At 69.8% G+C, this 15518-nt stretch carries 13 protein-coding genes; 5 read left to right on the forward strand and 8 right to left on the reverse strand.

The window, feature by feature from the left end:
• Positions 1-145: 145 nt before the first annotated feature.
• From KBI5_RS12120 to KBI5_RS12145, 6 genes are all read right to left on the reverse strand, one after another.
• The gene (locus KBI5_RS12120; RefSeq protein WP_085015279.1) at positions 146-988 is read right to left on the reverse strand and encodes an ABC transporter permease; all 843 of its coding nucleotides are present in this window, start codon (positions 986-988) and stop codon (positions 146-148) included.
• Between the two features lie 42 nt (positions 989-1030).
• Entirely contained in the window at positions 1031-2071 is a 1041-nt protein-coding gene (locus KBI5_RS12125) for an ABC transporter substrate-binding protein (protein ID WP_023840130.1), read from the reverse strand.
• Between the two features lie 189 nt (positions 2072-2260).
• On the reverse strand, positions 2261-3187 hold the full coding sequence (locus KBI5_RS12130; protein WP_011434720.1) for a TauD/TfdA family dioxygenase: 927 nt from the start codon (positions 3185-3187) through the stop codon (positions 2261-2263).
• 471 nt (positions 3188-3658) lie between these two features.
• Positions 3659-4927, reverse strand: coding sequence for an ROK family transcriptional regulator (locus tag KBI5_RS12135; protein WP_347272497.1), 1269 nt, complete (start codon positions 4925-4927; stop codon positions 3659-3661).
• A gap of 434 nt (positions 4928-5361) precedes the next feature.
• The gene (locus KBI5_RS12140; protein WP_085015280.1) at positions 5362-6600 is read right to left on the reverse strand and encodes a M56 family metallopeptidase; all 1239 of its coding nucleotides are present in this window, start codon (positions 6598-6600) and stop codon (positions 5362-5364) included.
• Between the two features lie 13 nt (positions 6601-6613).
• A complete protein-coding gene (locus KBI5_RS12145) occupies positions 6614-7171 on the reverse strand; it encodes a BlaI/MecI/CopY family transcriptional regulator (protein WP_085015281.1) in 558 nt (185 codons plus the stop codon).
• Between the two features lie 628 nt (positions 7172-7799).
• Between KBI5_RS12145 and KBI5_RS12150 the strand changes: the two genes are divergently transcribed.
• From KBI5_RS12150 to KBI5_RS12170, 5 genes are all read left to right on the forward strand, one after another.
• Positions 7800-9467 (forward strand): cytochrome ubiquinol oxidase subunit I, encoded by a 1668-nt coding sequence (locus KBI5_RS12150; protein WP_085015282.1) that lies wholly within the window; start codon positions 7800-7802, stop codon positions 9465-9467.
• Entirely contained in the window at positions 9467-10459 is a 993-nt protein-coding gene (locus tag KBI5_RS12155; RefSeq protein WP_043590611.1) for a cytochrome d ubiquinol oxidase subunit II, read from the forward strand. Before KBI5_RS12150 ends, KBI5_RS12155 begins: the two co-directional genes overlap by 1 nt.
• A 90-nt stretch (positions 10460-10549) precedes the next feature.
• Positions 10550-11350 (forward strand): CPBP family intramembrane glutamic endopeptidase, encoded by an 801-nt coding sequence (locus tag KBI5_RS12160; RefSeq protein WP_232234979.1) that lies wholly within the window; start codon positions 10550-10552, stop codon positions 11348-11350.
• Between the two features lie 186 nt (positions 11351-11536).
• Positions 11537-13105 carry a CYTH and CHAD domain-containing protein gene (locus KBI5_RS12165; RefSeq protein ID WP_011434727.1) on the forward strand — a complete coding sequence of 523 codons (1569 nt, stop codon included), beginning with the start codon at positions 11537-11539 and terminating at the stop codon, positions 13103-13105.
• Between the two features lie 406 nt (positions 13106-13511).
• Entirely contained in the window at positions 13512-13715 is a 204-nt protein-coding gene (locus tag KBI5_RS12170; protein WP_009740954.1) for a cold-shock protein, read from the forward strand.
• A 209-nt stretch (positions 13716-13924) separates the two neighbouring features.
• Here KBI5_RS12170 and KBI5_RS12175 read toward each other — a convergent pair whose 3' ends face one another.
• Together KBI5_RS12175 and KBI5_RS12180 are read right to left on the reverse strand one after the other, a co-directional pair.
• The gene (locus KBI5_RS12175) at positions 13925-15004 is read right to left on the reverse strand and encodes an aspartate-semialdehyde dehydrogenase (RefSeq protein ID WP_011434728.1); all 1080 of its coding nucleotides are present in this window, start codon (positions 15002-15004) and stop codon (positions 13925-13927) included.
• 109 nt (positions 15005-15113) lie between these two features.
• On the reverse strand, positions 15114-15518 hold a 405-nt coding region (locus KBI5_RS12180), incomplete at its 5' end, for an ACT domain-containing protein (RefSeq protein WP_116289901.1).

Here is a 15518-nt window from a genome sequence, read left to right on the forward strand (position 1 = left end):
TCGGCGGTGTGCTGAGCGTCGGCGGTGTGCTGAGCGTCGGCGGTGTGCTGAGCGTCGGCGGTGTGCTGAGCGTCGGCGGTGGCCGGGCGCTCCAGGGTGGCGACGGCCGTGGCCGCCGCCGTGGTGTTGGTGTCGGTGTCGGTGCTCAGGTTCCGTCGAAGCCGCGGCGCCATGACAGCAGCGTCCTTTCCAGGATGCGGACCATTCCGTCGCTGACGAGTCCCAGGATTCCGTAGATGACCAGGCAGAGGACCATGATGTCGGTCCGATTCCAGGACTGCGCGCTGTTGAGCAGGTAGCCGATGCCCTTGTCGGTGTTGACCTGCTCGGCGAAGACCAGCAGTAGCCAGGCGACTCCCAGAGCCCAGCGCAGACCGACGAGGAAGCCCGGGAGCGCGCCGGGAACGATGACTCGCCGGATGAGCCCGAACCGGCCGAGGCCGAAGGTCTGGCCGGCCTCCACCAGTTTGATGTCGACCCCGCGGATGGCGGAGTAGGTGTTCATATAGATGGGGAAGGAGACCCCCACGGTAATCAGGAATATTTTTGCTTCCTCGCCGATGCCGATCCATACGATGATGAGCGGCAGCAACGCGATGACGGGGATCGTCCGTAGGAAGTTCATCGCGGAGTCGAYGACGTCCTGGCCGGCGCGGAAGAAACCGGCGATCACCGCGAGAGTCAGCCCGATGGTGACTCCGAGGATCAGGCCGACCCCGCACCGGTAGAGCGAGATGCCGAGGCTGTCCAGCAGCTCGCCGCTGTTCCACAGCTCCCGTCCCGCGCCGAACACCGCGGCCGGGGAGGCCAAGGACTGGTCGCTGACGAGGCCGAATCCCGTGACCGTCCACCAGGCGGCGAACAACAGCGCGGGACCGGTGAACCGGCGGACCTCCGGCGGAATCCACCGGCGCCCGCCGGAGCCGCGCGGCCCGGCCTCGGTCCGGCCGTCAGCGATGACGCCGTCGGGTAAGATGAGTTCGTTCACGTTTATCATCCCCTCGGATGGAACGTCCCGGTGCCCTGAGGTTCAGGTGGCCAGCGAGGCCTTGGTGAACGCGGCGGTCAGCTCGGCATTGAAACCCTTGTCGATCTCGTCGTTGACGTTCAGGGTCTTCGGCAGTTGGTCGACGTCGATCAGCAGTCGGGCCTGCACGCGCTGGCTCTCGATGAAGCTTTCGGAGACCGGCTTGTAGAGTGCCCGCGGCAGCGAGTCGAAGTACTTCCTCGCCGCCTGCGGGTTCTGCTTGAGCTGGCCCACGTAGTACTTCTTGATCCACTCGTCCTCATGGGCCTTCGGCCAGGCGGATGCCCGGGACAGGCGGATCAGGAAGTCCTGCACCGCCGTGCGCTTCGCCGGATCCTTGAGGGTGTTCTTCGATGCCAGCACGACCGAGAAGACCGGGAGCGGCTTGGTCTCGATCTCATAGGAACCGGGAGCCTGCTGGCCGACCGCGGCGACGTACTGCTTGGCGTACACGATGGCGTCGACCCGACCGGAGGCGAGTGTCGCTCCGAGGCTCGTGATGGGCACGTTCACCGGGGTGATGTCGCTCTGCTTCAGACCGGCGGACGCGAGCTGGTTGAGCAGATAACCGTGCAGGGAGGTACCGAGGGTGAGGGCGATGCGCCTGCCCTTGAGGTCGGCTGGCTTGTGAATCCCGGAGCCGGCCTTGACGATGATCGTCTGGGTGTTCACCGGGTTCTCCGCGACAGCGACCGCGGTCACGCCGGCGTGCGCCCCGTTCGCGAACAGTACCGGTGTATCGCCCATGAAGCCCACGTCGATCTTGCTCGCGCTGAACGCGGCGTTCATGTGCGGACCGTCGGCGAAGGTGTTCCAGCTCAACCCGTAGGAAGTGCCCCGCGCCTCGCCGGAGAGCGTGAGCGGCAGTTCCAAATACTTGCCCTGGTCGCCGATCCGCAGCGTCACCTGGCCACCCGTAGCGGCCGAACCCGCGCTGCCGCTGCCGCCGTCGTTCCCACAGGCGGCCAGGGTCACCGCGACGGCTGCGGCAAGTCCGGCGGCCAGGAGGGAAAGACGCCGCCCGCGCGGTCGTCGATGCTGCATCGGAAATCTCCCTATCGGGTCGTTCGGTCGTGATCCGGCGGACAGACGGTGGCCGTTCGGGGTGGCTTGTCGTTCGAGGTGGATCGTTGGTCGGGGTGCCGACAGCCGCGAGGGACTTGGCCCTCGCGGCTGTCAGCGGATTGCCGGCTCCGGTATTCGTGGTGTCCGCGGATATCGGCGGACAGCGGATCAGGAGCCGAGGAACGGTTCCCCGGCGACCAGTTCGGATTCCTTGCCGTCGACGCCGACCGGAATGTCGCCCTCGATGGTCACCCGGTACAGCACCCGGTCGAAGTCGAGGTGGCCCAGGTCCGACGGGCCGAGGTGGGAGGTCGCGCGGTTGTCCCAGAAGGCGATGTCACCGGGGTTCCACTTGAACCGCACCGTGAACTCGGGCCGGGAGATCTGCTCGTAGAACAGGTCGAGGATCCGGCGGCTCTGTTTCGGCGAGAAACCGATGATCTCGCTGTCCTTGGAGGTGAAGCTCGGGCTGACGAACAGCGCCCGCTCGCCGGTCTCCGGATGGACGCGCACCACCGGGTGGATCGCGACCAGCGGGTTTGCGGCGACCTTCCGCCCGTACTCGCTCTCGCTGGGGAAGTTTCCGAAGCTATGCCGGGCGCGCAGGCCGTTGGCCAGGTCCCGAAGCTGCTCGGGCAGCTCCTGGTAGGCGGCGACCAGGTTGGTCCACGCAGTGTCGCCGCCGTATGGCGGGACGATGCCGGCCCGCAGGATCGACGCGGCGGGCGGGTTCACCAGCGCGGTGACGTCGGTGTGCCAGCCATTGTCGTAGGTGACCTTCTTCTTCGTTCCGAAGAACCTGGCGTACCGCCGGCTGTCGATCGGCAGGATCTCCGGGAAGCCCGCCGGCGGCGCGTCCTCGTGCGGGTGGGCCGGGGTCAGCTTGCCGAAGCGTCGGCCGAAGGCGACCTGCTGGGCGTGGTCGATGTTCTGGCCGGGGAAGAAGACAACCTTCCACTGGTGCAGCGTGGAGCGGATCTCGGCGATGGTCGCGTCGTCCAGGTCCTCGCGCAGGTCCACTCCGTGAATCTCGGCCCCGATATAGCCGGAAAGCGGGCGGACGTCGAGTCCCAGAAGAGGGGTCGTGGTTGTCATCCTGTGTTCCTCCAGAGGTTGGGAAAAGATGCGAAGACGGCGGGGAGGGCAGCCGGAATTCCGGGTGACGGACCGGTGGGACGCGTTCTCGGGGAGTGCCGGGAACGCCTGCGCTATCGTGATCGGCACTATTGCGATCGACTACGGATTCTGTCGCGACGGACAGCGGAACGTGACGCCGGGCGGCAACATCGGCGACAACGAGCGCTGGCTGCGGGAAATCTTCCCGTACCGCCGTTCCTGGAGTCGCTCACCGGTCAATCTTCGGTCTCGCCCTTCCGGGCCGTCAACGTTTTGTGTTCTGGTGGAATTAATACCTCCGGCGGGCGGCTGCGGCGACTGTCGGTGTCCGTGATGGTGTCCGTGATGGTGTCCGCGACGGCATCGGGGCGGGCAGCGGGACGGGCAGACTGTGCGGGCGGCGGTGGACCGCGTCGAGGACGGTCGCTCCCGCCGCGACGGCCAGCACGTTCATGCCGAAGCTGCTCGGCAGCACCATCCGCTCGGGATCGGTGCACACACACGTGAGTGCGCGGCGATCTCCTCGTGCAGGTCGACCAACAGATCCGGCAGGCAGAGCGCGGCGGCCTCGGTGAGAACGACGATTTCCGGGTCCATCATGTCCACGAGCAGGCTGATCATCCGACCCACCAGCCGGAGCCTGGCGCGCAACAGCGACAGCGCGCGCGGGTCGCCGGCGAGCCCGGCGTGCAGCAGCACCTGCAGGTCCGGACGGGAGATGATCCCGTCCTGGGTCGCCCGCAGCAGCATGGTCCGTTCCGACAGCGCCGCCTGCGCGCAGCCCGACCGGCCGCAGCGGCACGGGACGTCGCTGTCGGCGAGCCGCAGGTGAGCGATGCCGCCCGCAGCGGAATGCGGTCCGATGTGCACCGATCCGTCGGTGGCGAACGCGGCGTCGACCACGTTGCCGACGAACAGCTGCAGCAGGCTGCGCCGGGCGCGCGGGTCGCCGAAGAGGATCTCCGCCTGGGCCAGGGCGCGGGCGTGCCCGTCGACGTGCACCGGCATGCCCATGGCCGCCGCCAGCACCTCCCGGACCGGCACGTCATGCCAGTCCAGGGGCTCGTGTTCGATCACCACGCCGAGGTCGGGGTCGACCCGGCCGCCGGTGACGACGCCGAGGCCGAGGACACGGTTGCCCTGGGCGCGCCGGGCGAGGAAGTCGGGCAGATGTCGGGCGATCATCCGAAGGACGTCCGCCGGGCCCCCCTCCCGCGGCAACTGCTCCCGCGTCACCACCTGTCCACGCAGGTCGACAAGGCTGAAGGTGACGAACGGGACGGCGATGTGCACCCCGCAGGCCAGATGAAGGTCGGTGTCCACGTCCAGGGGCACGTGCGGCCGCCCGGCCCGGGGAGCCAGCGAGGAGGCGGGAAGCTCTCGGAGCAGACCCAGGGAGATCAGCCCGGCTGTCTGCCGGGAGACCGCCGCCGGGCTGAGCCCTGTTGCCCTCCCGATGGCGGTGCGGGCGACCGGACCGTGGTCGAGGACCGCCCGCAGGATCGCCGCCGCGGAGCCCGCGGGGCCGCCCGGGGCACCGTAACCACTGGGGGCGCCGGAGCCGCCGGAGCCGCCTGGGCTGCCTGGGCCGCCGGCAGTGGTTCTCCCGGCTCCAAGCCTGGAGACGACCCCCGCCGCGGCCCGCGGCCTTCCCTGCGCCGGCAGCGTTTCCCGCGCCGACATCTTGTCGCGTACTGGCGCCTTGTCGCGTACGGGCACGGAGAACCTCCTCGCGATGCGACCACGCGGCCGACGGGGCCTCTCGTCGCCGCGCACGCGCAAGGCGTGCAAACACAGGGCAGGTGGAACGCACGGAAAAGTCAGGACCGGGGGCCCGGCTGACCACAGGGACGGTGGACCGGAGGGAGGGGCCCACCCTTCGCTGACATCAGGTCGGCGGCCGTTGGCCGGCTCGGGTACGAGGCGGCAGGTGCCGTCACCGGGCGCCGGGGGCTTACGGTGACGGATGCCAGTCGGCGGAACGGGGCCTGATGATCAGCGGGATCGATGGTAAGGGTGACAGAGCGCGCTCGCGACGCGATGAAAGTCAATGTGTGCACGGCAGACCAGAAGCGGGCGCCGGCTCATGACGCTGACAGTAGATATCATTCCGCCGCTTGTCAATAAAAAAAGTAGAGATTATCGCCTTCCACTCAGCCGACCAGGAGAATAAGCGGGGGCGCGGCGAGCACGATGATCGCCCCGAAGTAGGCGCACGGCGGCATCCACCATGGCACTTCCGGCGGGTCGAGGAGCCGGGTGATCCGCGAGATGACCGGATTGGCCGTGCCGCGCCGGGGGCCGCCGCCGACCGGTCGTGTCTGGCCGGGCGCCGCATCGCCGGGCGCCGCATCGCCGGGGTCTGGCCCGCCGGCGTCTGGGTTGCCCGGGCCGGGCGGGCCGGAATCGCGGACGCCGACCGCCGTAGGCTCGTGGGAGCCGAGTGCGGGCAGCACAGCGGCCGGAGAATCGATGATCCCCAGCGCCCCGGCGGGGACCGGTGCCCTTGCCCCGCCCAGCCGGGCCAAGGCCCGCGCGAGCGATCGGCGGCTTGTCTGCCGGGYCGCCGCGTCGTCGGCGAGCATCTCGACGAGGAGCGAGACGGCCGCGGTCGCCTCCCTGGCCGGGTCCAGGAACGGGAAGGTCCGCTCCCACGCGACGAACGGCTGGATGACGAGGTCGTGACGACCGGCGACGTGGGCCGCCTCGTGGGCGAGCACGGCGTCCAGTTCGGTGGCGTCGAGGGTGTTCAGTAGCCCGCGGGAGACCACAACCCGGGCGTGCCGCACCCCCGGCACGCAGTAGGCGACCGCGACGGGATGATCGAGGATACGCAGTAGAATGCCGGCCCGGTCCCGGTGTTCGCACAGGCAGCAGCCGGTTGCGCCCCCGCCGTCGGCGGTTGTGCCAGGGTCGGTGGCCGCACCAGAGTCCGCGGCTGTGCCGGAATGATGGGACGCATGGCCGGGCGGGACGCAGGTCTCATGCCGGCGATGCCGACGGCCAGCCAGATCGACCAGGTCGCGGTGTCGGTGACGCTCGCGAAGGGTGGCGGCGCTGGAGGTGCCGAGCACCCCGAACAGCCGGGAGGCCAAGGCCGCCGCCACAGCGAGGCCGATGAGGTTGATCAGGCCCAGGCCCGTCAGCGGCGCGCCGGCCGCGATGTTGTCGAGATGGTCGACGATGGCGGTCGGGGTGTCGCCGGACAGCGGTGAGACGGTGAACGCGATCGCCGCGAGTAGCGCCGACACTCCGCCGGCCAGACCGACCGCCTGCCAGAGCACGATCGCCGCCCGTGGACATCGGTAGGGCCAGCGCGCGGCGGCCAGCAGGCGTGGGACCGGCCAGGCCAACACGCCCGCGAACAGGGCGAGAAGTGCCGCGGTCGTCATGTCCCGGCTAACGCTACCGGTGGTCGGGCGGAATCTGGGCCGTTCGATCCGGGTCGGTGGCTACCGTGACGATCTGCTCCGGGTCGTCGCGGGGCGGGTCTCCGATCGMCGGACCGCGCCGGGCCTCGGCGTGCCGGACCTCCGTGTGCGGATCCTCGGCCTGCGGATCCTCGGCGCRCGGGGCCTCTCCGCCAGGCACGAAGATGCCGGGTGCCCCGGAACCGACGGGTTCCAGGGCACGGCGAAGGATCTCGGCCTCCTCCGCGGACACCGACCCCACGAAGCGGACCAGGGCGGAACCACGATCGTCCGCCGTGCCGAGCGCCTCCATCATCGCCTCGGCCACGACGGCCTCGCGACTGTCGCTGGCCGCGTAGCGATGCGCGCGCGCCGAACGCTGACGCCGCACGAATCCCTTCCGTTCCAACCGTTCGAGCACGGTCAGCACGGTGGTGTACGCGAGATCGCGTTCATGCTGGAGACGGCCGGCGACCTCGCGGGCGGTCAGCCAGTCGTCGCTCGCCCACAACACGTCCATGACCGACCGTTCGAGGTCACCCAGGCGCGCCATGGTGCCAATCCTACGTGGCGTAGAACATTCGTGGAACCGAACGGGGTGCTTCGTTGAGGCCTGTTGCGTCACAGCCACGCGGCAACGGTGCCGGCCGTCGGGGAGGAACCGGGGAGGAACCGGCCTTCCAGCCCCCGATCTGCCTCCCGGCTCCCGATCGGCGCCCGGCTCCGGACCAGTGCGAACCCGCCGGCTGACTGATCCGCCGCCGTTCACGCGGCCCGAATTCCTTTACAAGGAAACATCTTCATGACTTAGGGGACTATCTATCCGCCGAACGGGCTATCCGCCGAACGGGCTATCCATCGAACGGGCTATCCATCGAACGGGCTATCCGCCGAACGGGCTATCCGCCGAACGGGCTATCCGCCGAACGGGCTATCCATCAAACAGGATGACGGCCGCAATGGAGGTATCTTTCGGTCCCGCCCCGTGCCGTCGACCGTGGCGCACGTCTCGACAGCGCCGTCGGTAGTGCCGTCGGTMTTGACCATGTCATCGAGCTCACTGCGCTTTGCTCGTCGCCAGGAGAATTGGCTACATACCGTAGAAACCTCTATGCCTCGTAGAGGATCGGTTGGCTCTCGGCCGATTTTTCCCCTCGCGGCCCACCGAAGGAGCTGTGCGCATGGTTCTCGCCGCTGATGCCGTCGACCTTGCCCGCGCCCAGACAGCGTTCTCCCTCGCGTTTCACATCTGTTTCGCCGTGTTCGGGGTCGGCATGCCGTGGCTGCTGATCTACACCGAGGGGCGTTGGGTGCGGACCGGTGACGAGACCTGGCTGGCGCTCACGAAGAAGTGGTCGCGGGCATTCGCCGTGCTGTTCGCGGTCGGGGCCGTCTCGGGAACGGTGCTCTCGTTCGAGTTCGGCCTGCTCTGGCCCGCGTTCATGTCGAAGTACGGCAGTGCGCTCGGACTGTCGTTCTCCCTGGAGGGCTTCGCGTTCTTCACCGAGGCGATCTTTGTCGGGATGTACCTGTACGGCTGGAAGCGCTTGTCGCCGCGCGCGCACTGGCTCACGCTATGGCCGATCGCGATCTCCGGCACCCTGTCGACGTTGTTCATCATCACGGTGAACGCCTGGATGAACGTGCCACGGGGGATCACCGAGGTGAACGGCAAGGTCGTCGCCGCCGAGCCGTTCGCGCCCTTTCTGAGCCCGGGGACTCCGCCCCAGGTGGTCCACATGCTGCTGGCCGCGCTGATGTGCACCGGCGGGGCCGTCTCCAGCATTTACGCGGTCGGCATGCTGCGCGGTCGCCGGGACGCCTACCACCAGCGCGGGCTGCGGATCGGCCTGGCGGTGGTGCTGGTCTGTGCGCCGCTTCAGCTGATCGTGGGGGACTGGGCGGCCCGGATCGCCGGGGCCAACCAGCCGTTCAAGCTGGCCGCGATGGAAGGGCTTTACCACACCAGGTCGCACGCGCCGCTGACCCTCGGCGGGTTCTACGACGAMAAGAGCGGCGAGGTCCGCTACGGGCTGGAGATCCCCGGTCTGCTCTCGCTGATGGAGGGATTCAGTACAGATCACGTGATCACCGGTCTGGACGCCGCGCCGCCGGACGAGCGCCCGAACGGCCTGCTGGTGCACGRGTCGTTCGCGACGATGGTCGGGTTCGGTTCCGCGCTGATCGGACTGTCCGCTCTGACTGGTGCCGCCGTCGTCCGCCGGCGCCGTCGCGGCGAGAAGACGCTGCTGCCCACCGGACGGCCGTGGCTGTTCGCCGCGGCGGCCACGGGACCGGCGTCCGCGCTGTCGATGATGGCCGGCTGGGAGGTCACCGAGGGTGGTCGTCAACCGTGGATCGTGGGCGGTCACATGCGGGTTCACGACGCGGTGACGGGCGCCGACGGGGTCGCGCCGATGTTCGCCGGCTCCCTGGTCTTGTACCTGGGGCTCGCGGGTGCGCTGATCCTCATCCTGCGCCGGATGGCCACCGGCGGCCCGGCCGTCGCGGAGATCCGGTCCGGGCGGCCCGCCGCGGGCGTCCACCGCACGGCCGTCCACGGCGCGGGGCAGGCGAGCCCGGCCAGGCCCGGACGGACAACCGATTCCGATTCGCCATCCATCCCGAAGCCGCGACCCGAACCGGCGGCGGTTGAACCGGCGGCGGTTGAACCGGCGGTTGAACCGCCGGTCGAACTGCCGGTCGAACTGCCGGTCGAACCGCCGGTGGCCGGCAGGCGGCGCACCGGCGGCGGTCCCGAGGGATCCCGCGGTTCGGCGCACCCGGGTGAGACAACGGGAACGGGATCCGACGGCACCACCGGTTTCGGCGGGCGGGGAGAAGACTGATGACCAGCGCTGACCTCCTTCTGATCATCATGGTGGTAGGGCTCACCGCCTACGCGCTGCTCGGTGGCGCGGACTTTGGTGGCGGGGTGTGGGACCTACTGGCACGCGGACGGCACGCCGGCGACCAGCGGAAACTGATCTCGGCGTCACTCGGCCCGGTGTGGGAGGCCAACCATGTCTGGCTGATCTTCATCGTGGTGGCGATGTTCAGCGGGTTTCCCGAGGCCTACGGGGTGATCGGCTCCTCTCTGGAGGTGCCGCTGTCCGTGGCCCTCGTCGGCATCGTGCTGCGTGGCGCCGCGTACGTGTACCGGTCCTACGGGGCGGGTGGGGCCGGTCCCGACCACTGGTGGGGGCACGTCTTCGCGGTCTCCTCGACGATCGCCCCGTTCGCGCTCGGGGTGGCCGGTGCGGCTCTGGCCAGCGGTGATCTGTCGACCGACGACCCGTTCGCGCCGGTGCGCAGCCCGTTCGGGCTCGTCTGCGGGGCCTTCGCGGTCGCCGCGACGGCCTTCCTCGCCGCCGTCTACCTCTGCCGGGACGCCGCCTCTTCCCCGGCCACCGCGCACCTGGTGGCCGACTTCCGCCGGCGGGCCATCGGCGGCGCCGTGCTCTGCGGTGCACTCGCCGCGATCCTGCTGCCCCTGCTGTGGGCGGACGCCCCGCAGGTCGCCGGCCGGTTCAGGGACCGCTCGCTTCCCCTGGTAGCCCTGTCCACCCTCGGYGGGATCGGCGCCCTCGTCGCGCTCTGGCGCGATCAGTTCGGTGCCGCCCGCATCGCGGCCGGTCTCGCCGTCGGCGCGATGCTCTGGGGCTGGGCGGTGGCCCAGTACCCGGACCTGGTGGTCGGGCAGGCCACGGTGGACACGGCCGCGGCGCCGACGACGAACATCCGGGCCATGCTGTTCGCCATCGCCGGCGGTCTGGTGGTGCTTGTGCCGTCCCTGATGATGCTGTTCCGGCTGTTCTCCCGGCCGGAACCGGCGGAGTGATCGGGCTGGTGCAGTGATCGGGCCGGTGCAGTGATCGGGCCGGTGCAGTGATCGGGCCGGCCCGCCGCGGCGGTGGGCTACGGTCATCGCGTGACCTCTGCCCCCGCTCAGGCGCCGGTCATCGCGGGTGAGTCGCTCACCCGCCGGCAGCTCGTCGTCGAGGTCTGGCTCGTGCTCGGGGTCTCCTTCGCCACCTCGGCGCTGTTCGCGGTCATCCGCTACGTCGGGGTGCTGACYCGGCCGGGCCCCGTCCGTTCCCAGGTGGCCCGGCTGAACACCTCGGCGGCGCCGGGACGGCCTTGGCTCGACCTTGCGCTCCAACTCGCCGACCTGGTCACCGGGCTGGTGCCAGCGCTGCTCGCCGTATACCTGCTGACGAGGCACGGAGGCGGACCGCGGGCGATCGGCCTGGACGGTCGGCACACCGGTCGCGACGCCGGCCGGGGAGCGGCGATCGCGGCCGGGGTCGGCGGGCTCGGCCTGGGCCTCTACCTGCTGGCGTGGCACAGCGGGGCGAACCTCACCGTCGCGCCCTCGGGCCTGCCGGACGTGTGGTGGCGTGTACCGGTCCTGGTCCTCAGCGCGGCGCAGAACGGCCTCGCCGAGGAGGTCATCGTCACCGGGTACCTGCTGGTGCGGCTGCGTGAACTTGGTGTCGCGGCCAACCGGGCGCTGGCGGCCAGCGCCCTGCTCCGCGGTTCCTATCACCTCTACCAGGGGCTCGGTGGGTTCACCGGTAACCTCGCGATGGGCCTGCTGTTCGGCCGGATGTTCCAGCGGACCGGCCGGGTRCTGCCGCTCGTCATCGCCCACGCACTCATCGACACCGTCGCGTTCGTCGGATACGTAGCGTTGGTCGGAAAGATCTCCTGGATCCCGGCGCCGCGCTAAGGTTACGGGTGGGGAAATAGAGATCGTCTGATGGGCATACGATGCGTATCTCAACGGTGTATCGCGGAGGCGGTGGATCGTTCGAGGACGTCAACGTCGGCGGGTTCGGGGCGCCGGAAGGCCATGGGGCGCCGGAAGGCATAGCCGTCGAGTGCCTGCCGCGGTACGGCTGGTCGGGGRGGACCGATGGTCAACGGAATCCGCGAGATCGAGCGCAAGTTCTCGGTCGAACCGACCTTTGTGCTCCCGAAGTTGGGGGAGGTTGCGGGCGTCGCCACCGCGCGCACCCGCAAGACCGTCAGCCTGGAGGCCGTCTACTACGACAGCGACGATCTCCGATTGGCCCGTAACAAGATCACGATACGGCGTCGGACCGGTGGGGCGGACGCCGGATGGCACCTCAAGCTGCCCGTCCGGGTGGGGGAGCGGGACGAGCTCCAGCTCCCGCTCGACGCGGGCGTGGGCGTGGGCGTGGGGGCGGAGGGCCCGCGGTACAGCCCTCCCGCGGAGTTCGTCGATCTGGTGTCGGTCCATCTGCGCGGCGCCGAGCCGCGGCCGGTCGCCAGGCTGCGGACACTGCGGACAGCGCGCCGACTGCGGGACACGGTCGGAGTCGACCTGGCCGAGGTCGTCGATGACCAGGTCTCCGCGCAGACCCTGGGGGAGACGACGGTACTGAGCAGCTGGCGGGAGATCGAGGTCGAACTCGTCAACGGCGGGCCCGAGGTGCTCGACGAGGTCGCCGGTCTGCTCACGGCCGCGGGCGCCACCCCGGCGGCGGACTCCTCGAAGCTCGCGCGGGTCCTGGGTGAGGCGCTGGCCGCCGGCCCCGGGCCGGACGTTCCTTCGCCGCCGCGCAAGCCACGACGCGGGACGCCGGCGGGCGAGGTGGTACGGGCCTACCTGATCGAACAGGCACGTGCCCTGCTCGCGGCCGATCCGCGGGTGCGGCTCGACGAGCCCGAGGCGGTCCACAAGATGCGCGTCGCCTGCCGTCGGGCCCGCAGCACCCTGCGGACGTTCGCGCCGCTGTTCCCGCCCGAGAGAGCGCTCTTCCTGGACGGCGAGCTGCGGGACCTCGCCGGCGCGCTCTCCGGCGCCCGCGACGCCGAGGTCCAGGCCGCCTATTTCGAGACCCGCCTGGCGGAGCTGCCCACCGAGCTGGTCGCGGGGCCCGTGCGCAAGACGGTCACCGCGCACCTCGGCGCCGGCACGGCCAACGGCCGGGCGGAGGCGTTGGCCATGTTGCGCAGTGACCGGTACTTCGCGCTCGTCTCCAACCTGCTCACCCTACTGCGGGGCCCGCTCACCCCCGCGGCGGCCCGTCCGGCCGGCAAGGCCCTCCCCGATCTGCTGCTCGGCGCCGACCGGAAGCTGGCGAAGAAGGTCCGTGCCGCGAGCGCCCTGAAGGCCGGCTCGGAACGGGACGAACTGCTGCATTCCGCCCGCAAGCAGGCCAAGCGGTTACGGTACGCGGCGGAAGCCGTCGCACCGCTGTACGGGAATGACGCGGCGCGGCTGGTCGAGCAGGCCCAGATCGCGCAGGAGCTGCTCGGAACCCATCAGGACGCCACCATCGCGCGCAGGCTGCTGGGGGACTGGGGGACGGCAGCGCAGGCCCAGGGCGCCCCCACCGCGTTTACTCTGGGTGTCCTGCTGGGCCTGGAGGAGTGCCGGGCACGCATGGCGGAACGAGACTTCTTCGATGCGTGGCCCGCGATCTCGGCAGCCCGGCACCGTCGCTGGATCCGCTGACCTGAGGCCGTGCCGGGTGGGCTCTGCCGTGGTCTGACCGATTACCTCCTCCGCGTCACCCATTCGTGCGCCACATCCGGGCCATCGGGCGCACGACCATCCGCCACGGGTCGGCGCGCTCGGGAAATCCCTGTCAGCTCGACGGATTGCGGGACGGGACGGGTGGAGCTGCCGGCGGCCGGACCTRCTGCGTTGTTCTGTGACCGGGGTATGAAGTGGACTTCCTTGCCCGGAGGACTCCCGCGAAGGCCTCCGTCCGTGTAGCGTCGTCCCTGGCCGGAGTTCGGCGGTTCGCGTCTCAACCGAGGCGCGGCGGAACAACGTCAGGGGCTCTTGCAGCTTCCTGATGTTCGGCCCGGGGCCCGCGCGGTGCGGGTCCTGACTGCACCAGCAGGGAGAACGGCACGTGGCTCAGGGCACGGTGAAGTGGTTCAACTCGGAGAAGGGCTTCGGCTTCATCTCCGTGGACGGCGGCGGTTCCGACGTCTTCGTTCACTACAGCGCGATTCAGATGGACGGTTACAAGGCACTTGAGGAGGGCCAGCGGGTCGAGTTCCAGGTGACCCAGGGTCAGAAGGGTCCGCAGGCCGACGCCGTCCGCGTCGTCTGAGCCACGAGAGACTTCAACGGTCAGCCCGCCCAAGGGTCCTCCTGGGGCGGGCTGACCGCTTCTCGACTTCTCGATCAGTTCGATATCCGACAGTTCGGTGGAAGGTATGTTTTTTCCGGCTGATCTCGATCGTTTTCTCGGGCCGGAAAGCGCGGGGCGTTCATCGGTTCCCGGATGGCGTGGTTCGCGGCCAAAAGCTTAACGCCTGATTAAAGGTACAGCCAATCCTGCACGAGAAGTTCGGCGATCTGCAGGGTGTTCAACGCGGCGCCCTTGCGCAGGTTGTCCCCGCAGAGGAACAGCGCGACCTCGTGCGGGTCGTCCGGCGACTGCCGGATTCGGCCGACCCAGGTCGGGTCCGTTCCGACGACGTCGGCCGGGGTCGGGAACTCGCCGGCTGACGGATCGTCGACGACGGCGACGCCGGGAGCGTTCAGYAGCACCGTGCGCGCCTCGTCCGCGGTCACCGGCCGGGTGAAGCGGGCGTGCACCGCGACCGCGTGCGTGGTGATGACCGGCACCCGCACACAGGTAGCCGACACCCGCAGATCCGGGATACCCAGGATCTTGCGGGACTCGTTGCGGACCTTGAACTCTTCCGAGGACCAGCCGCCGTCCTTCAGTGAACCGGCCCAGGGCACGACGTTGAGCGCCAGCGGCGCCGGGAAGGGGCCGAGGCCGTCCTCACCGATGGCCTTACGCACGTCACCGGCGGTCCGCCCCAGCTCGCGGGTGCCACCGACGACGGTGAGCTGGTCGTAGAGGGCGTCGATGCCGGCCTGCCCGGCGCCGCTCGCGGCCTGGTAGGAGGCCGCGAACATCGACTCCAGCCCAAACGCCCGGTGCAGAGCGCCGACCGCAACGATCATCGACAGGGTGGTGCAGTTCGGGTTCGCGATGATGCCCCGCGGCCGCGTGGGGATCTGGTCGGCGTTCACCTCCGGCACGACCAGCGGCACGTCGGCGTCCATCCGGAACGCGCCGGAGTTGTCGACCGCGACCGCGCCGTGGGCCGCCGCTACCGGTGCCCACCGGGCGGAGACCTCGTCGGGAACGTCGAACACGGCCACGTCCACGCCGTCGAAGACCTCCGGTGCCAGGGCCTGGACGACGACGTCCGCGCCGCGCACCCGTACCGTCCGTCCCGCGGATCGGGCCGAGGCGATCGGCCGGATCTCTCCCCAGATGCCGGGGCGTTCGTCGAGCAGCGACAGCATCACCGTGCCGACCGCGCCGGTCGCCCCCACCACTGCGAGCGTCGGTCGCCGGCCCGCCTCGTTGCTCGTCACGATCCATCCTCCTGATTCGCCACTGTGCCGCCGCGGCGTGTCCAGCTGCCGCGGCGTGTCCAGCTGCCGCGGTGTGCCGCCGTCTCGAGGACCCACGACGTCGCCAACGTCATCGTCCGGTTCCCGCGTACACGATCGCCCCGCCGTTCGGGTCACCCAGGTCGAAGGCGCCGTGCACGGCCCGCACGGCGAGCGGGAGGTCGGTGTCGCGCACCACTACTGAGATGCGAATCTCAGAGGTGGAGATGATCTCGACGTTGACCCCCGCGTCGGCGAGGGAGCCGAAGAACCGGGCGGACACCCCCGGGTGCGACTTCATCCCCGCGCCGATCAGCGACAGCTTGCCGATGTGGTCGTCGTAGAGGGTGCGCTCGAAGCCGATCTCGCTTTGGACCTTCGTGAGCGCGGTGAGCGCGGTACGTCCATCCGCCTTGGGCAGGGTGAACGAGATATCCGTCCGCCCCGACCCGGCGACCGAGCCGACCTGAACGATCATGTCCAGGTTGACGTCGGT

Origin of the sequence: Frankia sp. KB5 (assembly GCF_002099325.1) — a bacterium.
In the GTDB taxonomy this organism is placed as follows: domain Bacteria; phylum Actinomycetota; class Actinomycetes; order Frankiales; family Frankiaceae; genus Frankia; species Frankia casuarinae.

Excerpts from the sequence above, each read along its gene's own strand:
- KBI5_RS12130 (WP_011434720.1), bottom strand. The coding sequence starts at position 3,187 with ATGACAACCACGACCCCTCTTCTGGGACTCGACGTCCGCCCGCTTTCC.
- KBI5_RS12125 (WP_023840130.1), bottom strand. The coding sequence starts at position 2,071 with ATGCAGCATCGACGACCGCGCGGGCGGCGTCTTTCCCTCCTGGCCGCC.
- KBI5_RS12165 (WP_011434727.1), top strand. The coding sequence starts at position 11,537 with ATGGTCAACGGAATCCGCGAGATCGAGCGCAAGTTCTCGGTCGAACCG.